This window comes from Polyangium jinanense (assembly GCF_028435265.1).
GTDB lineage: Bacteria > Myxococcota_A > Polyangia > Polyangiales > Polyangiaceae > Polyangium > Polyangium jinanense.
The window spans coordinates 251,785-272,702 of sequence record NZ_JAGTJK010000004.1 but is presented as its reverse complement, the minus strand read 5'-3'; the positions used below and the strand labels follow the sequence as shown (position 1 = coordinate 272,702).

The following is a 20,918-nucleotide window of genomic DNA, read 5'->3' as shown; positions in this document are numbered from 1 at the left end:
CCATGAAGAAGGTCCTCGCGTCGTGGCTTTTGGGATGCGCGCTCGTCGCGTGTCGCAAATCGCCGCCTCCGCCCGAGGACAAGCCGACGACTGCGCCGACGGCGAGCGCGAGCGCGAGCATCGCCGCCGCCCCGCCCGAGCCTCCGCAACCGAAGGTGCCGACGCTCGTGCCCGAGCCGTTCGAGGCCACGAAAGGCAAAGCGGCGGAGCTTTACGTCATCGACGGCGCGAGCATCGTGACCGAGGGCCTGCACGTGGGCCGGATCGAAGGCGAGCGCGTCGCGTGGATCGGCGACATCCCGGACGACAACCACGACATCGGCGGCAATTACATCCGGCTCGTCACGGGGTACTGGCCCGACGGCGTCGATGTGTATTACTCGGGCAAACGAGGCTACGGGTGGCGCCCCACGATTGTTCCGCTCACCGGGAAAGGCACGCGGCGGACCTTCGGCGACGACGAGCACGGCGCCTGGATCCAGGGCACGGCCCGCGTCGGCGCGAGCACGATCGTGGCCGCGCAGGATCCCATGACCGGCCGGCAGTTCGCGACCCTTCGAGGGCCCGCGCGCAAGTTCGAGCCGATCACGGCCGAAAAAGGCGGCTGCAAGCCCGAGGAGGTCCCGAAATCCCGACAAGAGCCCGTGCCGCCCGCCCTGCCCTACAACTGGATCGGCGCGACCGAGGCGGGCACGTTCATGACCGTGGGCATGCTCTGCAACCGGGAGAAGGCGCTGGCCGCGGAGGTCTGGGATCAAGGGGGGAAATCGCGCATCGTGGAGCTCTCTCCCCTGACGAAAACCCCCGGTGTCGTGCCGGTCGTGATCCCAGGCAAGGGCGACGAGCTGTGGCTCTCGACAAACCCCGTGATCCATTACGAGGCCGGGACGTTCGAGGCATTGCCGCCGATCGGAGCGCCGCTCGGTAAGCTCTTCGTCTCGCCGACCGGCAAGCTGCACGCGCTCGCGGGCCGCGGGATCTTCCGCTTCGACGCGGGCCATTGGACCCGCGTCGCGAACCTGCCCCATCCCATGAAGTTCAAAGCGATGGGAATGGACGCCGAGGGGATCTTCTGGGTCGGGTACGCCGGGCCCGCCAAGCTGCGCGCATCGAACGGCGAGCCGAGCCTCGACGATTGCACGATGCCGTTCGTCTACCTCGGCGAGGTGCCTCCACCGGAGGGCGCGGAGTCCACGTTCCAGAAGGCCATCGAGGCGCTCGCCACGTTCCCCGCCCTCGCCGAGATCAGCGGCGTCGAGTACGCCGAGGGCGGCGCCCAGCACTTCGGCGTCATGGTGAAGAGCAAGGCGCAAGGCGACGCCGTCGTCGCGCACCTCCGCGCGAACCTCCCGGACCCGTACGCCGATCGAATCTGTTTTGCCCCGAGAAACGCGCGCCTGATCGAGCTGAAAAAGAACTGAGCGGCAATCCCGCTACGGCGACGCGAGGTAATCGTGGTAATGGTGGAAATACTTCACCAGTCGCTCGGTCGCGTCGGCAAACTCCGGAAAGTCGAGCGATTCGGTCGGTAGCTCCGCGCAAAGCACCACCTCGCCCTGGCCGCCCTGCGCGAACTTCGCGATGCGCATGTCCCGGTTGAGGAGGAGCAGGCGCCGCGGCAGCTCCGGCGAGGGCTGGATACGCGAGGAGAGCACCGGCAGGAGCGAGAGCAACAGCCAGTGCTCGCTGCACTGGATGAAGTACGGGGGCAAAGATTCGTTGCCAGGCCTCCGGGGGAAGACACGCAGCGTCTTCGGGCCCTCGTCCTTGACCTCGTAATCGAGCCTCTCGAGCCAACCGCGGACCGTCTCGACGTCCATCGCGACGGAGCCTAGCGTTCTTCCGGGCAAGATGCGACGAGACAGAGCCGCGCCCGGCCGTCGTGCTCGTGCGTTGTGTCCAGCCGGCCGCCGAGCAGCGTCGCCGCAAGGTGGACGCAGTAGAGCGAAAGCCCACGCCCGTACGCCGCCTGGATGTACCGCCGACGTTGCGCCGGCGGCGCCCCCGTGGGCGGCGGATCGACGTGGTGCTGCGATCGCGACGCGTACCGGACCTCGACCCGCGCCTCCGTCCCCTCCCGCGCCGCCGTCACCACGAGGCGCGTCCGCGGCGCCGCACGCTCGATCCCGAACGCGATGAGGTTGTCGATCGCCCGCGCGCAGAGCCCTCGATCACACCGCACGATCACATCGCCCTGCCGCAGCCCCGCATCCAGCACGAGTTCGACCTCGGCCGCCGCAGCTTGCTTGGCGAGCCGCCCGATCGCCTCTCGCCCGACGAGGACGAGATCACTCGCCGTGTTCGCGCCCGAGGAAGGCCCGCCCCGCCGCGCCATGAGGTCGATGTTGCCGGCGAGGCGCCGCAAGACGTCGCAGAGCATCTGCGCATCGGCGAGCGCCTCGGCCGTCTCCGTGCTCGTGCCCGGCGCGAGCGAGCTTTCGAGGAAGCTCAGGTTCGTGATCAGCGCGGCAATGGGGTTGTTGAGGTCGTGGGCCATCACGGCCATCAGCTCTTCGAGCGACGCATCACCCCCCAGATCGGCCATGGGCGGCCACGATACCGCGATCCGCCGCGCTGAGCACGGAAACGGTGTGGGGCCTTGGAAAAAGTCTCACAAGGCGAGGACCGCGACCTCCCCACGTTCGGCGACGCGGGCCGAGATCAGCGTGAGGAGGCTTTTCCGGCGTTCGTCGAGGTCCACGAGGGTGCGCGGCGAGACGAGCCAGGTCTCGAACGGGCCCGACGCGAGGAGGTCCCGCGCATGGTCACGATCGAGCGCGAGGAGGGCCTTTTGCAGGCCGCGCGGGAAACGCGTGACGGGGCGGAGGCGCGAGAGCAGGACGTCGAGGGCGCGGGGATCGACCTTCGACGGGAACGCGGCGGCATTGTCGGTGAGGAGGATCGCCTGGGCGACGTCGTCGAAATGGACCGAGCGGCGAAGGACGTGGCCGGCGAGGTAGTCGAGGACGAGGGTTTCGATGTAGTCGGCGAGAAGCGAGGAGTTTTCGCCAGGGTGCGGGTCGGGCGAGGCGGCCCAGCGGGCCCAGGTTTCGGCTTCGAGGGAGTGGTCGAGCGTGACGTCATGGCCGGCCGGGAGGGCCCACGCGCCCGGGCCGTCGCCGCGGCCGGGGGCAAACATCAAGGCGTCGACGGTGCCGTCGTTCTGCACGGCGGCGTGGAGCGCGAGGTAGTCGCGTAGGTCGCGCTGGCCCGCGAAGAGGGCTCCGAGCTCGCCGGTGCCGATCCGCCGGAAGACGGCGGCGGGGACGACACGCATGCCGAGGGCCCGCGCGAGCCGCTCGAACGCGAGGCTCCGCCGATACGCGATGGGGTTTTCCGTGAGCGCGAGCTGAAGCAACGCGGGTGCAGGTCCGGGCGGGTTTTGTCGTTCGATCGTGACGCGGAACAGGCCTGGCCGATGCCAGCCGACGAGGGAGACCGAGGCGAGCGGGGCGTGCAGGAGCTCGCGCCGCAGGGGATCGGCCTCGACGTCGAGCTCTTTCGGCGGCGGTTTTGGCGCCGCGCTGGCAGCGGGCGCGGCGCTCGCGACCGTCACGGCGGACGACGCGGCGTTCGCGGACGGCGGATCCGGCGGGTCCCGCCCACAGGCCCCGAGGACGAGCGCCGCCGCGGCGATCCGCGCGAGCGCGCCGTCCGGGGGGATCATGCGAGCACGCGCTCGCGCAGAAACCGCTGGATCCGGTCGCGCACGAGATCAGGGCGCTCGATGGGCACGGCGTGGGAGCCGCCGTTCACCATGAGCAGCTCGCCGTGCGGCAACGCGGCGGCCATCTCCTCGGCGTAACGGGGCGGCGTGAAGGTATCGCGATCCCCCGCGATCACGAGCGCCGGCACGGCCACCTTCGGCAAGAGGTCCGAGGCCGAATGATCTCCGGCCGACCGAAGCATCCGCAGGAACATGGACACGTCGATGTCGACCATGTGCTTGAGGTACGGCATCACGTCCTCGGGACGGATCGACCGATCGATCTCCCCCGTCAGCATCGCCAGCCTGAGCGCCGCCTCGGCCGGCACCCGTCCCCAGAGCGCCCGCACGATCTCGGGGTGGGCGTCGACGCGCGCGATGAGCTTCGGCAGCATCTGCGCGAGCACGTCGGTGCCCTTGAACGTGTGGGTGATCCGACCCGGCGCGCCGCAGATCAGGACGAGCGCGCGCACCTTCTCGGGCCGGAGCCGGTAGGCTTCGAGCAAGACCTGGCAGCCCATCGAGTGGCCCACGAGCACGACCTCGGGGTCGCCGACGGCGCGCCGGACCGTGTCGAGGTCGTGGGCGTGGTCGATGAGCTCGATGCGCTTCGGGTCGGCGGGCAGGCTGCTACGGCCGTGGCCGCGGTAGTTCCAGTGGGCAACGCTGGCCACGGAGGAGAGGTCGTCCCACAGGTACTTCCAGATGAAGCCATCGCAGGCGATCCCGTCGGTGAGCAGGACCGTGAGATCCGAGGGGCCCCGCCTCCGCCGCACGAAGAGGCGTGTCGTGTCGGGTGCAAGGGCGAACGAGGCGGTCTGGGGGGCGCTCCCGCTCGAGGGAGGGGGCAAACTGCTCGTCGTCAATCGCCGAGATCCTCTTCGCCTTCACCGACTTCGTTCACGCTCGGCAGCTTTTTGATCTCGAGCCGGGCGAGTTTCCACGCGCGCTGCACCACCCACGACAAAGACCGATCGAGCCGCGCCGCTTCTTCCTTGATCTCCTGGAGCATCGACTCCGGGAAGTAGAGACTTTGCTTCCTTTTGTCGGTCTTCGACGCCTCGTTGTTCTTCGCCAGCGTGTCTTTGTCGTTCATGGCTCCCCGAAGGCGTGAGCTAGAGCTACAAGGGAATACCTTAGCGCACGCGGGATGCACGAGGAAGCATCGCGGGAGCAAGCTCACGCTCTGGCCGTGGCCCTCCCCACATTGAAATCGTCGAAATCTTAGCTTCCGCCGAACCCCCGTCCGTCCACGCACGGACGCTCCGCTCTCGTCAGCCGGCATGGTAGGTTCGCTTCATGTCGGGCGATTTCGTGCTCGTCGTAGATGCGGATCTCTCCGCTTACCGGGCGCTCGTGGAAGGGCTGCCGTCCGATACGTACGATGTCGTCTCGGTCGCCACGGCGCGCGCCGGATTCAACGTCGCCTGCGTACTCGAACCCCACGTGATCGTGGCCTCGCTCGACTTGCCCGACGCCGACGCGCTGGAGCTCGCTTCGGTGATCCGCGGCCACGATACGCGCGTCGCATACACGCCGCTCGTCGTCCTGACCGAGTCGGACACCGAAGCCACGCGCCTCGCCGTGCTCGGCAGCGGCGCCGACGTCGTGCTCTCCGCCCCCATCGATCCCGTCGAGCTCGTGGCCCAGGTGAACGCCATGATCGCCATGGGCGAGCGAATCCGCGAGCTCGAACGTGGCCAGTCGCTCCTGCCGCCCGCGAGCGACGGCGAAGCGTTCGCGGTGCTCGGCGATCCGACGAAGATGTCGATCGCCAGCGTGCTCGGCGCGCTCGAGCTCGAACAACGAAGCGGCGAGCTGCGCTTCTCCGGCGCCACGAGCCCGAGCCGCCTCGCCATGTACATCGCCTCCGGCGTGATCGTGAGCGGGACGCTCGATCAGGCGAGCATCTCCCCGCTCGAAGCCCTGAAAGCAGCCCTCACGTGGTCGGGGACACAGTTCGGATTCGTGCCCCGCGAGCCGATGCCGGCGCCGCCGGGCGCGCAGCAGCTCGGGGCGCTGCTCATCGCGGCGTTCAACGAGACCGCGCCAAGTGATCGGCTGGCGCAAGAGATCGAGGCGAGTCAACGGCTCTTCCGCGACACGGCGTCGAGCCTGAAGCTGACGGAGTCGATCGCGGGGCTGCGCGCGGCGGCGAGCCTGCGGTTCGGGGAGACGGCGTCGGGGCTCCGGCTGGAGGATACGGCCGCTGGGAGGCGGTTTTTGCGCGATACGGCGGCGGGGCTCCGGCTCGGGAGTACGTCGGCGGGGGCGCGGGTCTCGGAGTCGGTCGCGGGGCTCAAGCTCGGGGAGGCGGCGGCCGAGATCCGCATGGGGAGCATGACGAGCGGCAAGGTCTCGTCCCCGTCGAGTCCGGAGATCGTGCTCGCGCCGAATCCGGAGGTCGCGCCCGCGCCGGGTCCGGCCGAGCTCACGAGCACGCTGACGAGCTTCGATCAGCGCACGACGCCCACGCCGGCGCTGCCCGACGAGGAGCGGACGAGCACGCGCATGCGCGCCGCGAAGCCCGACCTCTCCGCCGAGAAAGCGGCCATGCGAGGCACGCTCCGCGGGCTCGAGGTCGAGCAGGTGATCAAGTCGTCGCGAGGTGGGAACTAGGCGATCGCGGCAGGCTCGACGATCCGGCCTGCGATCGCGCTCGCGGCAACGACGAGCGGGCTCGCGAGGTAGACCTTCCCGGGGCCCGAGCGGCCGGGGAAGTTGCGGTTGATCGCGGAGACCGTGACCTCGTCCGCCGTGAACGACACGCCCGGCCCCGCCTTGATGCAGGCGCCGCACGAGGGGTCCACGAGCTCGGCGCCGGCGCGCTGGAAGATCTCGATGTAGCCCTTCTGCTCGGCGTAACGGCGGATGTCCTGGGAGCCGAACTGGATGTAGAGGTGCACGCCCTCGGCGACGCGCTTTCCTTGCTCGACCGCAGCACGCAGGACCGCGGCGTACATGTCCATGTCCGCCTTCTTCCCGCCCGTGCACGAGCCGCCGTAGGCCACGTTGATCTTCACGTCGCCGCCCGCGACCTCGGCGAGCGAGCGCAAGGGCACGCCGTTCCGCGGATCACCCGGCGTCGCGACCATCGGCTCGATCGCGCCGAGGTCGATGTCGAAGACCGCCATGTACGTGGCGCCCTCGTCGGCCCGCACGATCTTCGCGCGCACGGCGTCCGCGTCGAGGCCACGTTGCTTGACGAGGTAGTCGACCACGACCTCATCGGCCTCGATGATCCCCGTGAAGCCGCCTGCCTCGACGGCCATGTTCGTGAGCGTCGCGCGCTCGTCGAGCCCCATCGCGCGCACGCCCTCGCCCGCGAACTCGAGCACCTTGCCGATGCCCTCGCCGCTCTTCCAGAACGGCTGCGAGAGCAGGTAGAGCATCACGTCCTTGGCGGTCACGCCGGGGCGCAGCCTCCCGTGCAGGTTGAAGCGCGCCGACTCGGGCACGGCGACGCGGATGTCGCGCGTGAGCCAGGCGTTCGCCATGTCCGTCGAGCCGACGCCGAACGCGAAGCAGCCGAGCGCGCCGGCCATGCACGTGTGCGAGTCCGTGCCCGCCACGACCTCTCCGGGCAGCGCGATCTCCTCGATCACCTTGTTATGGCAGATCGCCTCGGAGCCGACGGTCTTCCCGTCCCGTACGACCTCGCCGTACAGCTTGACGCGATGCTTCTGGGTGAACGTCTCCTGCACCGTGGCGAGCGAAGCGGCCTGCTCCTTCAGGCCCATCTTCTTGTGCGCCTCGGGCATCACGAGGTCGAGGAACGTGAGGTGATCGCGGAACGCGTACACGCTCTCCGGCGCCTCCACCTTCGCGTCGGGCCCGAAGCCCGCGCGGAAGAGCGACTCCGCCATGGGCGTGACGTACTCGTGCGAGAACCGGACGTCGGTGCGCACGAAGAGCGAGTCGCCGGGCTTGACCGAAGGGACGCCGATCGCGCCCGTCTTCGCGTCGACGATCGCGCGCGAGGCGATGATCTTCTCGCAGAGCGTCATCGGCCGCGGCGGCGTGTCGATCGTCGGCGGCGAGACCTCACCGGCGAGGCGCGCCTTGTTGTACGTGAAGAGGCCGCCGTACTCGACGACGTCGCGGCTGATCGGATCGAGCCCGCGCGTGAACTCCGCGATCGGGATCTCCTCACCCCGGCGGACGCGGTCGAGGATGCCGAAATCCGTGGTCGTGAGCAGGCCGATGTTCTGGCAGTTCTGCCCGTAGATCTTCTCGATGCTCTTCGCGACGACGATCTGGATGCCCGCCTCGCGCTCGGAGTACGGCGCGGTCTCGCGCGATGATCCGCAGCCCTTCGAGCGGCCGCTGACGATCACGCCGAAGCCGCCGTTCTTGATGCTGTCGCGCTCGATGAGCCCGCCGCGCAGGCCGACCAGGCAGTACCGGGCGAGCGTCTCGTCGTAGTAGTAACAAACCCAGCCCGGCGTGAGCTCGTCGGTCGAGATGTTGTTGACGAGGGCGTGGCGCTCGGGGTCGAACTCGATCGAGCCTCCGGCGAGCTGCGCGCGAAGCGTCTCGGGATCCTCGGTCAGGTACAGGATGCGTCCGCTCGGGCGGACCGATGTGCGACGGGGGATGGGCATGTTCCTCCTCGACCCTCACGGCGAAAGAACGGGACCTCTAGCGCCGACACGGTGATTTATCCCGATCCCGAGGCCGGATCCAATGCGGACTTTCCGCAAATTTTTCGCGCGACTTGACGCGTCGTGGCACGACCGGATCTACCACCCGCCGCAGTCGTCGAAACGGATTCCCTTCAGCCACTCCCACCCGAAGCGGCCGCGACCAACCTCCACGAACACGTCCTGCCCCTCGTGCAGCGACGTGAAGACCTCGCGCTGCACCGGCAGTTCGACGGGCGCGGGCTCCTTCGGCAAACCGACGAGGTGCACGAAGTACGACGTGCTCGTCTTGTACGACCGTGATCCCTTCGAGGCGACGCGCGCCCCGAGGCAGATCGGGAGATCCGCGTCCATGCGGCCGTTCATCGCGATCGCCGCGCCCGCGCCGGAGAGCGGCATGGCGAGCAGCAGGAAGCAGAAACACGCGCCGAAGAGGCGGAAGCTCACGGAACGGCCGCGGACGAGCACGCCCACGAGCGGGAGCGCGCAGAGCCACGCGACGAACCCGAGCGCCGCACCCACGATCGTCGCGCTGCTGCCGAGCGGGTAGTACGCACCACGCGCCCAGGAGAGCAGGTAAAACCCGACGAACGCGAGCACGGCCGACACCACGGCCGCGATCGGCCCGGCGAGCCAGAGCGGCGGCGGACCGGGCCTCGCGCTCGGCGCCGGCAAGGCCTCGGCGATCGCGCCGAGCTCGCCACACGCCACGCGCAATGCGTCCGCATCGAAGCGCTCGCCCGCGTCCCGCACCGCGAGCAGCTTGCCGCCGCCGTCGAGGATCGCGACGGCCGAGAAGCCCGCGTCGAGTAGCGCGAGGACACGCTGCCGCACGCGCGCTTCGCCGAGCACGCGCTGCACGTCGAAGTCCGGCGCGTCCGACTCCACGTACACGGCCGCGTCGAACGTCGCGTCGCCCGTCTGCACCTCGCGGTTGATCCGGAGCTTCTTGCCGAGCATGTCGACCGACGTCTCGCGCCGGATCACGATCGGCAGCCGCGCCTCGGCGCCTCCGGCCGTGGCCTCGATCTCGAGCTCCGCGCGCCCCGCGCGCCCGTGCCGGAGCCGCAGCATGAACGGCTGCTCGTTCGCCGTGACGCGCAGCGCGCTGCCTTCGTTCTTCGCGCCGAGGGCCGTGCCGAGCGCGAGGAAGCGTCGGTCGAGCTCGGCGCGCTCGGCGTCCTGCTTGCGCCCGAGCCCCAGCAAAACGAACACGAGGACGGCCGCGAGGCAGAGGCAAACGACGAGGGCGACGGCAAGCACGAGGACTATCCTAGCGTGGTAACCTGCCCGGGATGACCGACGAATTCGACCTCGTGGTCCGCGGCGGCGACGTCATCGACGGCACGGGCAGGCCACGCTTCGCGGCCGACGTCGGCATCAAGGAAGGTCGCGTCGCGGCGCTCACGGTTCCCGGCGCGATCACGGGCACGGAGACGCTCGACGCCCGCGGATTCGTGGTCGCGCCCGGCTTCGTCGACATCCACTCGCACGCCGACTGGCTGCTACCGCTCGCCGATCACGGCGACATCCTCGCGCCGATGTTGCGGCAGGGCGTCACCTCGCTCGTCGTCGGCAACTGCGGCCACTCGCTCGCGCCGGTCACCGAAGATTCCACGCGCCTCGCCGACGCATCCTCGGAGATCCTGCGCGACCGCGCGTTCCCCTACGCTTGGCGCTCGACCGCCGAGATGCTCGACGCGATCGAGGCGCGCGGCGTGGCCTTCAACGTAGCGTTCCTCGCCGGGCACGGGACGATCCGGCAATCGGTCATGGGCAACGCGCCCCGCGCACCCAAGGCGGACGAGCTCGATGCGCTCCGGCGCGCGACGCGGGATTCGCTGCGTGAAGGCGCCTTTGGCCTCTCCGCGGGCCTCGCCTACAAGCCGGGCGTGTTCGCGCAATCGGACGAGCTCGCCTCCCTTTGCAGCGTCGTCGCCGAGGAAGGCGCGATCTTCACGGTGCACGGCCGCGCCTACGTGTGGATCTCGCCCTTCTACAAGCCGATGCTCCTCGGTGCGCCGCACAACGTGCGCTCCGTCGACGAGCTCGTCACGGCGGCGAAGCGCGGCGGCGCGCGCCTCCAGCTCTCGCATCAAATCTTCATCGGCCGCCGCACCTGGCGCACCTACCCCACCGTCCTCCGGCGCATCGAGGAGGCCGTCGCATCCGGCGTCGACGTCGCCTTCGACGCCTTCCCCTACACCGTGGGCAACACGACCATCAACGCGATCTTGCCCGCGTGGGTGCTCGACCATTTCGAGGAGCGCATCCGCGACCCCAAGGTCCTCGCGCGCCTCCGCCGCGAGTTCGCGATGTTTCGCCTCGCGCTTGGCCTCGACTGGTCCGACATCACGGTCACCTGGGGCGGCGGCAAACCTTCGCTCGAACCGCTCGAAGGCCTCGACATCGCCGCGATCGCGCGCCGCCTCGGCATCTCGCCCTTCGACGCGTACGTCCACGTCTCGCGGGAAAGCTCGGGCTCGGCGCGCGTCCTCATCGGCACCTACTCCGGCGACGACACGCATGAAGAGCCGCTCCGCGCCGTCCTCTCGCACCGCCTCTGCGCCTTCGAGACCGACGCGATCCTCACGCGCCGCGGCCGCTTCCACAACCCTGCCTCCTTCGGCACCTTCCCGCGCGTGCTTGGCCGCTACAGCCGCGATCTCGGCCTCTTTTCGCTCGAAGAGGCCGTCCGCCGCATGACCTCCTTCCCTGCCGAGCGTATCGGCTTGCCTGGCATCGGCCGCCTCGCGCCTGGCTACGCGGCCGACCTCGTGCTCTTCGATCCGCGCGTCGTCGGCGAAGGCGGCCCGAACGCGCCGCCCGTCGGCATCGACAAGGTCGTCCTCGGCGGCCATGTCGTCGTGGATCGTGGCGTCACGCGCCTCGACCGGCCGCGCGGTCGCGTCTTGCGGCGGCGCTAGTCGGATCGTGCGGAACGTCTCTCCCGGCCTGGCGAAGGCCTGCTAGAGTCCGGCGCTCCCTGCGCATGGCTCGCGGGGATTTCCGACTCGACCGGATGATTCGTTCTCCCCGCACCCCTGTCGCGATCCTGGGCGCTGGCCTGACTGGCATGTCGGCGTCGTTCCACCTCGGCCGCGCGGGCGCCTCGCATCGCATCTTCGAGCGGCTCAGCCGACCGGGCGGGCATGCGATCACCCTGGAGGACGAGGGCTACCGCTTCGATCGGACGGGCCACCTCCTGCACCTGCGCGACCCGGATCTACGCGCGCTCGCGCTCGGCTGGATCGGCGACGACTGGGTCGAGGTCGAGCGCCGTTCGCGCATCTGGTCGCACGGCACCTACACCCGTTATCCCTTCCAGGCGAACACCTATGGCCTCCCGCCCGAGGTCGCCTACGAGTGCTTGCACGGGTTCGTCCGGGCGTACCATAACCCTGACAAACCTGCACCGAAAAACTTCGAGGAATTCTGCCTCCAGCATTTCGGTGAGGGAATCAGCAAGCATTTCATGATCCCCTACAACACGCGGCTCTGGGGCGTCTCGCCGCGGGAGATCACGGCCGCGTGGTGCTCGCGGTTCGTGCCTTTGCCCAAGCTCGAGGACGTGCTCGCGGGCGCGGTGGGCCTGAACGACCGGGAGCTCGGATACAATGCGCGGTTCGTCTATCCACGGCTCGGCATCGGCAAGCTCGCGGAGGGCATGGCGAAAAACCTGCCCGCGCGGATCGAGCTCGGCCGTGCGCCCGCGTCGATCGATTTCGAGGCGCGCGAGCTCCATTTCGAGGACGAGACCGTCCCGTACGACGTGCTCGTCTCCACGGCGCCCTTGCCGGTGCTCGTCGAGCGCCTCGCCGGCGCGCCTCGGAACGTCGTGGAAGCGGCGCGGCGCCTGCGCTGCACGCACCTTTATTACCTCGACATCGCGCTCGACGGCCCTTGCGGCGAGCCGCTCCACTGGGTGTACGTGCCCGAGGAAAAGTATCCGTTTTACCGGGTCGGCTGTTATTCGAACTTCTCCGATGCAATGGCCCCGCCCGGCAAAGCGAACCTCTACGTCGAGCTCGCGGACCGCAGCGAACCCGACCTCCCCTCGCTCTTGCCCCGCGTCGCCGAGGGCCTCACGGAGATGCGGCTCATCGATTCGCCGAAGCAGATCCGCTTCGCCCGGGTGCGCCGCATCGACCATGCGTACGTGATCTTCGACCATGCGTATTTCGAATCGCTCGAGGTCGTCTTGCCGTTCCTCGAAAGGAACGGCATCGTGACCGCGGGCCGGTACGGCGGATGGAATTACTCGTCGATGGAGGACGCCCTGCGTTTCGGCCGTGAGGCCGCGGCGAAGGCGGTCTCCTCGCTCGGCGAAAGCGCGGCGAAGGAGCCGTGAGCCCGATGGATCCCCGGATATCGATCGTCATCCCGGTCTACAACGAGGAGGCCATTCTGCACGCCGCGGTCGTCGACCTGCGCGAGCGGCTGCGCCCCTTCGATTGGTCCTACGAGATCGTCCTCGCCGAGAATGGCTCGCGCGACCGCACGGTCGAGATCGCCGCCGAGCTCGCCGCGAAATACCCTGAGGTCCGCTTCTTCTCGTTCGGCGAGCCGAACTACGGCGGTGCCCTCCGGCGCGGCATCGTCGAAGAGGCACGCGGCGAGATCATCATCTGCGACGAGATCGACCTCTGCGACGCCGATTTCCACAAGCGCGCGGTCGAGCTGCTCGAAGCGGGCCGCGGGGTGGACATGGTGATCGGCTCAAAGCTGCTCGACGGATCGGCGGACGAACGCCCGCTCGCTCGGCACGCGGCCAGCATCTTCTACAACGGCCTGCTCCGCGTGACGCTCGGCTTCCAGGGCACGGACACACACGGCCTCAAGGCGTTCACGCGGCGAACGCTCCTGCCGATCGCCCGCGCGTGTGTGGTCGAGAAGGATGTCTTCGCGAGCGAGTTCGTCATCCGCGCCTACCGCGCGGGCCTGTCGATCCAGGAGATCCCCGTCCGCGTGAAGGAAAAGCGTCCACCCTCGATCAACCTCGTCAAGCGCGTGCCGAACGTGCTGAAGAGCCTCGCCAAGCTCACCTGGGCGATCCGGATCAAGGGCTAGTCCCCGCGCCGAGCGAGCCCGTCGCGCGCCTCTGCGACCCTCGCCGCGGCGTGCTATGACGCGCACCATGCCGCGTCCCGTCAACAGCTCCCGAAAGGTAGAACCTCGACGATCCGACCACGACGTCGACATCGTCGTCATCGGCGGCGGCGTGAACGGGACGGGCGTGGCCCGCGACGCCTCGATGCGCGGCCTTCGGGTCGCGCTGCTCGAGCGCAACGACCTCGCCTTCGGCGCGAGCGGCAACAACAGCGGCCTCATTCACGGCGGCCCGCGGTACATGCTGAACGACCCGAACGTCACGGCGACCTCGTGCCGCGACTCGGGCTACATCCAGCGCATCGCGCCGCACATGCTCCACCGCGTCCCGTTCTTGATGCCCGTCGAGAACAAGGGCCGCGCGAAGATCATGTTCGCCCTCATCGACGCCTTCTTTGAGGCGTACGACCGCTACCAGCCCCTCAAGCGCGGCAAAAAGCACGCGATGCTCACGGCAGAGGAGATGCAAACGCTCGAGCCGGGGCTGCGCGGCAACATCGTCGGCGGCATCAGCTTCGATGAGTGGGGCATCGACGGCGCCAGGCTTTGCGCGGCGAACGCCGTCGACGCGGGCGAGCGCGGCGCGCGCATCCTCGTCGGCTGCACCGTCGAGCGCATCGAGCGGCGCGAGGACACGGGCGAGGTCGTCGCCGTGCACTACCGCGACCGCCGCACGGGCAAGACGGGCAAGCTGCGCACGGGCACGGTCATCAATGCGACGGGCGCGTGGGCCCCGATCACCGCCTCGCTCGGCCGCATCCCGCCGACGCGCGCGCGCGTCCGCCCCGGCAAGGGCATCCACATCGTCTACGACCGGCGCCTTCTGAACTACGCCGTCGCCGCGCAGACCATCGACGACCGGCAGATCTTCGTCGCGCCCTGGCAGAACATGACGATCGTCGGCACGACCGACGACGACTTTTACGGCGACCTCGACCAGGTCCGCGCGACGAGCGAGGAGGTGCGTTACCTCGTGCAAGGCGTCGCGCGTGTCTTTCCGCAGATCCACACGGCGCGCGCGATCGGCACCTACGCCGGCGTGCGCCCCACGCTCTACGCCTACGGCCCGCACGAGGATCAGCTCTCGCGCGAGCACCAGATCATCGACCACGCCGCGCACGACGCGCCCGGCGTCTACTCGATGGTCGGCGGCAAGCTCGCGAGCTATCGCATCTTCGCCGAGGAGATGACCGACATCCTCGCCGCGCGCTTCGACATCGGCGCGCGCTGCGCCACGCACGAGCGCCCGCTGCCGGGCGGCGACAAACCCGTCGACGCGATCGCGCTCGCCGCGCGCATGGAGATCGATCCGGTCGCGGCGCGACGGCTCGTGTTCCGTCACGGCTCGCGCTCGCTCCACATCGCCGAGCGCGTGCAAGAACGGCCTCGCGAGGCGGTGACGGTCTGCGCGTGCGAGCCGGTGATCGAGGCCGAGGTCCGACACGTCGTGCGGACCGAGTGGGCCCGCTCGGTCTCCGACGTCTCGCGCCGGACACGCCTCGGCCTCGGCGCGTGCGGCGGCATGCGATGCGCGGCGCGGTGTGGGCAGATCGTGGCGCAGGAGCTCGACCTCTCGCCGCGCGAGGGCCTCGAGCAAGCCGCGCGTTTCCTCGCGCGCCAGGCGCAGACGCGCGCCGTCGCGCTCGGACCCGAGCAGGCGCAACAGGAAGCGCTGGCGATCGCGGCGGTCCGCGCCGAGCTCGGCGTCGACGTGCGCGACCTCGAAGAAGGCGAGGCCGCGTGAGCCGCCGCGTCCTCATTCTCGGCGCGGGCGTCGCTGGCCTCTCGGCTGCGTTTGCCGCGCGAAACAGTGGCGCCGACGTCATCCTCGTCTCCGCCGGCGCGGGCGCGAGCTCGCTCGGCGGAGGCGCCGTCGACGACGTCCCCTGGGAAGAACGCATGCACGCGGCGCGCGTGCTCGGCAGCCCGATCGAGCTCCACAGCTTGCCTGCGGACGTCGCCGCGTTCTCGAACGCGCTCGGGATCTGGGACCTCCCGGATCGGGCGCCGCCGCCGTTCGTCGCGACGATCGCGGGCCGCCTGCGCCCGGCGCGTGGCCGCGACAAGGGCCTGCTCGATCTCGGCGCGCTCCACGGCAAACGCGTGCTCTTGCCCCGCGCTCCACGCGCCGGCTGGGATGCCGATGCCATCGCCGCGACGCTCTCCGACGACCCGCTCGCGCGCCGCACGGGCCTGCGCTTCGAGGCCATCGACACGCCGATCCTGCGCTTCGCCGACGAGGCGCGTATCTCCGACGGCGACCTCGCGGCGCGGCACGACGATCCGGCGCGGATCGCCTGGCTCGGCGAGCGCATGCGCGAAGCGCTCACATCCGACGCGCGCGTTCATCCGGACGAACCCGCCTCCGCCGTGCTGCTCGGCTCCTGGCTCGGCGCGCGCGCGGCCCGCGCGGAGGAGCTCTCCGAACGAATCGGTCTTCCCGTCGGCGAAGTGCTCGTCGGCGTGGGCTCCGCCGCGGGCCTGCGCTTCGAAGCGGCGCAGAAGAAATTCCTCGACGCGCTCCGCGTGCAGCGCATCGCCGATCGCGCCGTATCGCTCGTCCGCGATGGCGATCGGATCCTCCTCACCCGCGCGCGCGACACCGCGAAGACCGCCGCGGACGCCGCCGTCATCGCGATGGGCGGCGTCGCGGGCGGCGGCATCGTCTACGATCCGCCCGAGCACGACGCCGGCGAAGATCTCCCAGCGCGTGGCGCCATCCCCTTCGCGCTCTCCATCGACGCGCCCGTCGCGCTTGCGCTCGGCCGAGGCCCGCTCGACGTCGTCGCCTCCATGCACGGCCCCGAGCTCGATCAGATCGCGTGGCCCAAGGACGCCGCGCCTTCCGCGCTCGAAGCCGTCGGCGTGCATGCGCCCGGCGGCCGCGCGGCGCCCGGCATCTTCGTCGCGGGCGACGTCCTCGCGGCTCGCCCGCGCACCCTGCTCGAAGCTGTCGCCTCGGGCCTGCGCGCGGGCCGCGCCGCCGCTCAGCCGGCCTAACGCGGCGCTGCGCCGAGCCGCTCGATCAGCATCTTGTAACCCGTCGCCAGCACGAAATCGGATCCCTTCGTCGGGTCCGTCGGCACGTCACGCGCGGGCCCCGTATCGTCTGCGGTTGCTCGTACGATCGGCCCTCGCGCCACGTTCGTGTTCGCGGTCCCGCCTCCTGCTTCCGCGGGCAGATGACCGTCGAGATCACTCTCGCGCACCACCTCGCCTGGTTGCAACGGCCGACTCGCCTCGACGCGCACGTCGGGCTGGATCCCTTGCGCCTGGATCGATCGACCGCTCGGCGTGTAGTACCGCATCGTCGTCAGCCGCATCCCCGCGCCGCCTGGCAGATCGAAGATCGTCTGCACGCTCCCCTTACCGAACGTCGACGACCCGATCACCGACGCGCGGCGGTTATCCTGCAGCGCACCCGCAACGAGCTCCGACGAGCTCGCGGAGTACTCGTTCACGAGCGTCACGATCGGCAGGTTCGCGAGCGCGCCGCCGCCGCTCGCCTTTGCCTCGTCGATCACCTTGCCTCGATGCCGCGTCGTGTAGATGACGCCCGTATCGAGCATCTCGTCGGCCACGGCCTCGGCCTCGTCGACGAGACCACCGGGGTTGTTCCGCATGTCGAGCAGCACGCCGCGCAGCGGCCGCGAGCTCTCGGCGCGCAGCTTCGCCGTCACGCGCAGCAGCTCTTCGTGCGTCCCGGCCTGGAATTGCCGCAGCTTCACGTACGCGATGTCGCTGTCGAGCCGCTTGCCCACCACGCTTGCCACGTGGATCTCCTCGCGCGCGAGGTCGAGCTGGATCGCCTCGGACACACCTTGCCGACGCAGCGTGATCCGCACGCGTGATCCTGCCGGACCGCGCATCAGCCCGATGATCTTCTCGAGCCGCTCGCCGCGCACGAGTTTGCCCTCGATCGCCACGATCTCGTCGCCTGCCTTCACGCCGCCCCGCGCCGCGGGCGAACCTTCCATCGGCGCGAGCACGATCACCCGCTCGTCGCGGAAGTCGACCTCGACGCCGATGCCGCCGAATTTCCCCTCGGTGTCGCTCTGGAAGAGCGTGTACTCCTGCGGGGTCATGTACGCCGAGTGCGGATCGAGCTCGGCGACCATCCCCTTGATCGCCCCCTCGACGATTTTATTGCGCTGCGCTGGGTCGACGTAGTGGTTCTCGACGAGCACGAGCACCCAGGAGAGCTGGTCGAAGGGGTCGTACGGGCTACTCGACTGGTTCCTCGCGTGTACGGCCTGGCTCGTCACCGCGCCACCGGCGAAAGCGGCAAGCACGAGCCCGGCGGTCCGGAGCCATCGGGGAGCGGACATGCGCATGCTCCGACCATAGCAGCCCGCGGCCTGGATCACGGCCCGGCTTACGGAGGCCTGGAGCCGGGAGAGGGCCCCCCGTTCGTGACGCGCGCCGGCCTGGGGTAGCAACTTCCAGGCGCCCGGTTGAAAACCTCGTCCCAAGCAACGGCGCGTTGCTTTGTCCAACCGGCCATGTTCGGTTATGTTCGCGCGCCTGAACGTGGCTCGGGGCGCTCATCGGGGAGACCGTCGGGGGCACGGCCCGTGGGCCTTGCCTCCCGGCGATCCCTCGCTCCCGGCCACGGGCCTCGGGCACATCGCACCTTCGCGCTCCTCGTCGGACTCACGGATGTCGTCCGTGGTCCGACCGTGGCGGGACCCGCCCAGGGCGCCCTCCCTTCGTTTCACGCACCAGCGAGCCTTCCAAGATGGGCAAACCGACGGATCGTGAGCTCGTGGAGCAGGCACGCGCCGGGAACGCGCAAGCGTTCGGGACGCTCGTGCAGCGTTACCAGCGGCGCATCTTCCGCCTCGCGTTCCACCTCGTGCGTACGGGCGCGGAGGCAGAGGACGTGACGCAGGAGACCTTCGTCCGAGCCTACCAGGCGCTCGACCGCTTCGACGGCCGCAGCGAGCCATTCACCTGGCTCTACCGCATCGCCGTCAACCTCTCGCTCAACACCATCCGCGCTCGCAAGCCGAAGCGCGACGCGGTGCCCGCGGACGACCCGCGCATCGAGCCGCTCCTCGCGGAGCATCGCTCGTCGCACGGCTCGGATCCGGCGCGGATCGCGCAGGAGCGTCAGCTCACGAAGGCGCTGTGCGAGGGCATCGACAAGCTATCGGACACACTGCGGACCACGCTGGTCCTCGTGTGCATCGACGGCATGGGCCATGAAGAGGCAGCGCGGGTGCTCGATTGTCCCGAGGGCACGGTCGCCTGGCGCGTGCACGAAGCGCGGCGCAAGCTGCGCGAGCACCTCGAAAAGCAAGGGTTTGGAGGGGACGCGGCATGAGCCCCCAAGACAAGACCGACAAGACCGATCTCGGTTCCAAGGTCGACACGCTCCTTGGCTCCTGGCCTGCACCGCACCTGGATGATGCGGCTTGGGAGGAACGAGCGGCTTCGATCGTCGCGGCTGCACAGGCCGCTCCGCGCGTGGACGACGCGCAACTTACGGCGCTGCTCGCGCCGCCATCGCTCTCGCCCGAGGCGGGAGAGGCAGAACGCTTGGTAGCTTCGGAGGGCCCCGCGCGGCCTCTCCTTTCAGGAGAAAGAACGATGTCTCAGCAGGATTCGAACTCCGGGTCGTCAGCCAAACCCCCGGAGAGCATGCCCATGAGCGCCGCGACCTCCAAGCGTCCGTCGCTGAAGGAGCTCGCCGCGCGGGCCAGCCAAGCGGGTGCGTCCCGCCCGAGCATCCCGGGCTCGATCCCGCCGGCATCGATCAGCAAGCCGCCGTCGGAAGCGCCGCCTCCGCCCGTCTCGCGCACGCCGCTGCCCTCCGCGCCTCCGCCGAGGCTCTCGGAAACGGGCAAGGAAGACTCGGGCGTCGTCGACCTCAACGTCATCAACAAGACGGCGACGGCCGAGCAGATCGCGGCCGCCGAGAAGGCGAAGCCCGCGACGCACGACCTTGCGTTCGAGGGCGACGAGAAGGTCGCCGCGGCGAGCGCGGGCAACGTGAAGAACCTCGCCGAGGCGCGCGAGAAGAAGGCTGAAAAGAAGGGCGGCGGCGCGACGTGGGGCATCCTCGTCGCGGTCGTCGGCATCGCCGCGGGCGTCGCGATCGTGATGCGTGGTCAGTCGCCGAAGCAAAACACGACGACGGCGAACGTCGGGCAGGAAAAACCCCAGGTCGCGGCCGAGGCGCCGAAGCCGGTCGAGCAGAAGATCGCCGAGGCACCGCCGCCGGCGTCGACGGGTTTGTCCTTGGACTCGCTGCCGACGGAGACCGCGGACGCGCAGAAGCCCGCACAGCCGACGGGCGGCGGTGCTGCGGCCGATTCGAAGGTCGCTGCGGCCACGCCTCCCGCGGGCGGCGCGGAAGCGCAGCAGGCGCCCGCCGCTCCGGCCGGTCCGGCCCCGACGATCGGCGCGAAGCCCGGCGATCTCGCGGGCGCGATGGCGCAGGCCGTGGGTGGTTCGGCCGAGAAGAACGACGGCACGGGTGAGATGGTCCCCGCGGCGGGCGGCAACAAGGGCGGCAACCAGACGATCCCGGAGCAGCCGTCGCAGGGCTCGGTTGCAAGCGCGATCGGCGCGGTGATGCCGGGCGCGAAGGCGTGCGTCGCGGGCGCAGACGACGTGTCGCGCGCGCAGATCACGTTCTCGTCGAGCGGCACCGTGACGAACGTCAGCGTGACGGGCTGGGCCGCCAGCAACGGGCAGAGCGGGTGCGTCAAGGCTGCGCTGAAGGGCGCGAACGTCGGCCCGTTCTCGAAGCCCTCGTTCACGGTTGGCGCGACGATCCGGCCCTGAACGGCCGTACCGCGCCGGCCGGGCTCGGGCTTCTTGGTTCGGCCGGCGCTACGGATCGTGCGGAAAACGTGTGTCTTGCCTTGACAGGCGGGACCCTCCGAATAGACTCCGCCCCCCCATGGTCTCCGCAACGCAGCAAAGCAGCCGCATCCGCAAGCGGAAGTCGCGGCGCGCAGGCACGGCCCGCAAGCGCGATCTCCGCGCCCACGGCACGCCGAAGTTTCCGATCCACCTCGAGGGTTACGACCCGAACGCGCCCGATGCCCCCCGCACGGCGGCGAGCGCGGCAGCGAAGAAGTAGGTTTGCTCCATGGCCAATCACGCATCTGCCGACAAGCGCAACCGCCAGCGCATCAAGAGGACGGCCCGTAATCGTGCCGCCAAGTCCGCCCTCCGCACCGAGCTGAAGAAGGCGCGTGCGAGCATCACGGCCACCCCCGCGGACGCGACGAAGAACGTTCGTGAGGCCATCGGCGCGCTCGACACCGCGGCGCACAAGGGCACGATCCCCCGCAAGCGCGCCTCGCGCCTGCAGGGCCGCCTCGCCCGCGCGCTGCACAAGGCCGGCAAGGTCGCCTAGACCCGCAGCTGATCCTCGGCCTCGGCCGAGCACGCATCGGACCGCTACACACCTCGAACATTCGAGGCGTGCGGCGGTTTGTTGCATT

19 protein-coding genes are annotated in these 20,918 nt (G+C 69.8%); 11 read left to right on the top strand and 8 right to left on the bottom strand.

Annotation, left to right across the window (positions count from 1 at the left end; genetic code table 11):
• Positions 1–2 precede the first annotated feature (2 nt).
• Positions 3–1,421, top strand: a complete 1,419-nt coding sequence (locus tag KEG38_RS11980) for a hypothetical protein (RefSeq protein WP_272419495.1) — start codon at positions 3–5, stop codon at positions 1,419–1,421.
• Positions 1,422–1,433: 12 nt separating this feature from the next.
• Here the strand turns inward: KEG38_RS11980 and KEG38_RS11975 are convergent, their stop codons facing one another.
• The 5 genes from KEG38_RS11975 to KEG38_RS11955 form a co-directional block, all read right to left on the bottom strand.
• Positions 1,434–1,820, bottom strand: coding sequence for a YbjN domain-containing protein (locus tag KEG38_RS11975; protein ID WP_272419494.1), 387 nt, complete (start codon positions 1,818–1,820; stop codon positions 1,434–1,436).
• Between the two features lie 11 nt (positions 1,821–1,831).
• Complete coding sequence (locus KEG38_RS11970; protein WP_272419493.1) at positions 1,832–2,545, bottom strand: sensor histidine kinase; 714 nt, start codon at positions 2,543–2,545, stop codon at positions 1,832–1,834.
• A gap of 66 nt (positions 2,546–2,611) precedes the next feature.
• Positions 2,612–3,667: a hypothetical protein gene (locus tag KEG38_RS11965; protein ID WP_272419491.1), complete on the bottom strand. Its 1,056-nt coding sequence runs from the start codon at positions 3,665–3,667 to the stop codon at positions 2,612–2,614.
• Positions 3,664–4,572, bottom strand: coding sequence for an alpha/beta fold hydrolase (locus KEG38_RS11960; RefSeq protein ID WP_272419490.1), 909 nt, complete (start codon positions 4,570–4,572; stop codon positions 3,664–3,666). Before KEG38_RS11960 ends, KEG38_RS11965 begins: the two co-directional genes overlap by 4 nt.
• Positions 4,569–4,802, bottom strand: a complete 234-nt coding sequence (locus KEG38_RS11955) for a TIGR04563 family protein (protein WP_136926995.1) — start codon at positions 4,800–4,802, stop codon at positions 4,569–4,571. Before KEG38_RS11955 ends, KEG38_RS11960 begins: the two co-directional genes overlap by 4 nt.
• A gap of 203 nt (positions 4,803–5,005) precedes the next feature.
• Between KEG38_RS11955 and KEG38_RS11950 the strand changes: the two genes are divergently transcribed.
• On the top strand, positions 5,006–6,325 hold the full coding sequence (locus tag KEG38_RS11950; RefSeq protein WP_272419489.1) for a response regulator: 1,320 nt from the start codon (positions 5,006–5,008) through the stop codon (positions 6,323–6,325).
• Here KEG38_RS11950 and KEG38_RS11945 read toward each other — a convergent pair.
• Together KEG38_RS11945 and KEG38_RS11940 are read right to left on the bottom strand one after the other, a co-directional pair.
• Positions 6,322–8,310: an aconitase family protein gene (locus KEG38_RS11945; RefSeq protein ID WP_272419488.1), complete on the bottom strand. Its 1,989-nt coding sequence runs from the start codon at positions 8,308–8,310 to the stop codon at positions 6,322–6,324. The genes KEG38_RS11950 and KEG38_RS11945 overlap by 4 nt on opposite strands.
• Before the next feature lie 138 nt (positions 8,311–8,448).
• Positions 8,449–9,612: a hypothetical protein gene (locus tag KEG38_RS11940; protein WP_272419487.1), complete on the bottom strand. Its 1,164-nt coding sequence runs from the start codon at positions 9,610–9,612 to the stop codon at positions 8,449–8,451.
• Positions 9,613–9,644: 32 nt separating this feature from the next.
• Between KEG38_RS11940 and KEG38_RS11935 the strand changes: the two genes are divergently transcribed.
• From KEG38_RS11935 to KEG38_RS11915, 5 genes are all read left to right on the top strand, one after another.
• Positions 9,645–11,276, top strand: a complete 1,632-nt coding sequence (locus KEG38_RS11935) for an N-acyl-D-amino-acid deacylase family protein (protein ID WP_272419486.1) — start codon at positions 9,645–9,647, stop codon at positions 11,274–11,276.
• Between the two features lie 65 nt (positions 11,277–11,341).
• Positions 11,342–12,700 carry a protoporphyrinogen/coproporphyrinogen oxidase gene (locus KEG38_RS11930; protein WP_272419485.1) on the top strand — a complete coding sequence of 453 codons (1,359 nt, stop codon included), beginning with the start codon at positions 11,342–11,344 and terminating at the stop codon, positions 12,698–12,700.
• 5 nt (positions 12,701–12,705) lie between these two features.
• Positions 12,706–13,419: a glycosyltransferase family 2 protein gene (locus tag KEG38_RS11925; RefSeq protein ID WP_272419484.1), complete on the top strand. Its 714-nt coding sequence runs from the start codon at positions 12,706–12,708 to the stop codon at positions 13,417–13,419.
• A 67-nt stretch (positions 13,420–13,486) separates the two neighbouring features.
• Positions 13,487–15,202: a glycerol-3-phosphate dehydrogenase/oxidase gene (locus KEG38_RS11920; protein WP_272419483.1), complete on the top strand. Its 1,716-nt coding sequence runs from the start codon at positions 13,487–13,489 to the stop codon at positions 15,200–15,202.
• Positions 15,199–16,458, top strand: a complete 1,260-nt coding sequence (locus KEG38_RS11915) for an FAD-binding protein (protein WP_272419482.1) — start codon at positions 15,199–15,201, stop codon at positions 16,456–16,458. Before KEG38_RS11920 ends, KEG38_RS11915 begins: the two co-directional genes overlap by 4 nt.
• Here KEG38_RS11915 and KEG38_RS11910 read toward each other — a convergent pair.
• The gene (locus KEG38_RS11910) at positions 16,455–17,786 is read right to left on the bottom strand and encodes a S41 family peptidase (RefSeq protein ID WP_272419481.1); all 1,332 of its coding nucleotides are present in this window, start codon (positions 17,784–17,786) and stop codon (positions 16,455–16,457) included. The genes KEG38_RS11915 and KEG38_RS11910 overlap by 4 nt on opposite strands.
• A 410-nt stretch (positions 17,787–18,196) precedes the next feature.
• Here KEG38_RS11910 and KEG38_RS11905 point away from each other — a divergent pair, with 410 nt between their 5' ends.
• The 4 genes from KEG38_RS11905 to rpsT all read left to right on the top strand — a co-directional run bounded on the left by KEG38_RS11905 (position 18,197) and on the right by rpsT (position 20,830).
• Positions 18,197–18,784: an RNA polymerase sigma factor gene (locus tag KEG38_RS11905; protein ID WP_153821614.1), complete on the top strand. Its 588-nt coding sequence runs from the start codon at positions 18,197–18,199 to the stop codon at positions 18,782–18,784.
• A gap of 323 nt (positions 18,785–19,107) precedes the next feature.
• Positions 19,108–20,250: a hypothetical protein gene (locus tag KEG38_RS11900; protein ID WP_272419479.1), complete on the top strand. Its 1,143-nt coding sequence runs from the start codon at positions 19,108–19,110 to the stop codon at positions 20,248–20,250.
• A 118-nt stretch (positions 20,251–20,368) separates the two neighbouring features.
• Entirely contained in the window at positions 20,369–20,551 is a 183-nt protein-coding gene (locus KEG38_RS11895) for a hypothetical protein (protein WP_272419477.1), read from the top strand.
• 9 nt (positions 20,552–20,560) lie between these two features.
• The gene (gene rpsT, locus KEG38_RS11890; protein ID WP_272419476.1) at positions 20,561–20,830 is read left to right on the top strand and encodes a 30S ribosomal protein S20; all 270 of its coding nucleotides are present in this window, start codon (positions 20,561–20,563) and stop codon (positions 20,828–20,830) included.
• Positions 20,831–20,918 lie beyond the last annotated feature (88 nt).

What these genes read in the sequence shown, in the direction of transcription:
- KEG38_RS11980 (WP_272419495.1), top strand. Translation starts at nt 3, where the DNA reads ATGAAGAAGGTCCTCGCGTCGTGGCTTTTGGGATGCGCGCTCGTCGCG.
- KEG38_RS11975 (WP_272419494.1), bottom strand. Translation starts at nt 1,820, where the DNA reads ATGGACGTCGAGACGGTCCGCGGTTGGCTCGAGAGGCTCGATTACGAG.
- KEG38_RS11970 (WP_272419493.1), bottom strand. Translation starts at nt 2,545, where the DNA reads ATGGCCGATCTGGGGGGTGATGCGTCGCTCGAAGAGCTGATGGCCGTG.
- KEG38_RS11965 (WP_272419491.1), bottom strand. Translation starts at nt 3,667, where the DNA reads ATGATCCCCCCGGACGGCGCGCTCGCGCGGATCGCCGCGGCGGCGCTC.
- KEG38_RS11955 (WP_136926995.1), bottom strand. Translation starts at nt 4,802, where the DNA reads ATGAACGACAAAGACACGCTGGCGAAGAACAACGAGGCGTCGAAGACC.
- KEG38_RS11950 (WP_272419489.1), top strand. Translation starts at nt 5,006, where the DNA reads ATGTCGGGCGATTTCGTGCTCGTCGTAGATGCGGATCTCTCCGCTTAC.
- KEG38_RS11945 (WP_272419488.1), bottom strand. Translation starts at nt 8,310, where the DNA reads ATGCCCATCCCCCGTCGCACATCGGTCCGCCCGAGCGGACGCATCCTG.
- KEG38_RS11935 (WP_272419486.1), top strand. Translation starts at nt 9,645, where the DNA reads ATGACCGACGAATTCGACCTCGTGGTCCGCGGCGGCGACGTCATCGAC.
- KEG38_RS11930 (WP_272419485.1), top strand. Translation starts at nt 11,342, where the DNA reads ATGGCTCGCGGGGATTTCCGACTCGACCGGATGATTCGTTCTCCCCGC.
- KEG38_RS11925 (WP_272419484.1), top strand. Translation starts at nt 12,706, where the DNA reads ATGGATCCCCGGATATCGATCGTCATCCCGGTCTACAACGAGGAGGCC.
- KEG38_RS11920 (WP_272419483.1), top strand. Translation starts at nt 13,487, where the DNA reads ATGCCGCGTCCCGTCAACAGCTCCCGAAAGGTAGAACCTCGACGATCC.
- KEG38_RS11910 (WP_272419481.1), bottom strand. Translation starts at nt 17,786, where the DNA reads ATGTCCGCTCCCCGATGGCTCCGGACCGCCGGGCTCGTGCTTGCCGCT.
- KEG38_RS11905 (WP_153821614.1), top strand. Translation starts at nt 18,197, where the DNA reads ATGGGCAAACCGACGGATCGTGAGCTCGTGGAGCAGGCACGCGCCGGG.
- KEG38_RS11900 (WP_272419479.1), top strand. Translation starts at nt 19,108, where the DNA reads ATGAGCGCCGCGACCTCCAAGCGTCCGTCGCTGAAGGAGCTCGCCGCG.
- KEG38_RS11895 (WP_272419477.1), top strand. Translation starts at nt 20,369, where the DNA reads ATGGTCTCCGCAACGCAGCAAAGCAGCCGCATCCGCAAGCGGAAGTCG.
- rpsT (WP_272419476.1), top strand. Translation starts at nt 20,561, where the DNA reads ATGGCCAATCACGCATCTGCCGACAAGCGCAACCGCCAGCGCATCAAG.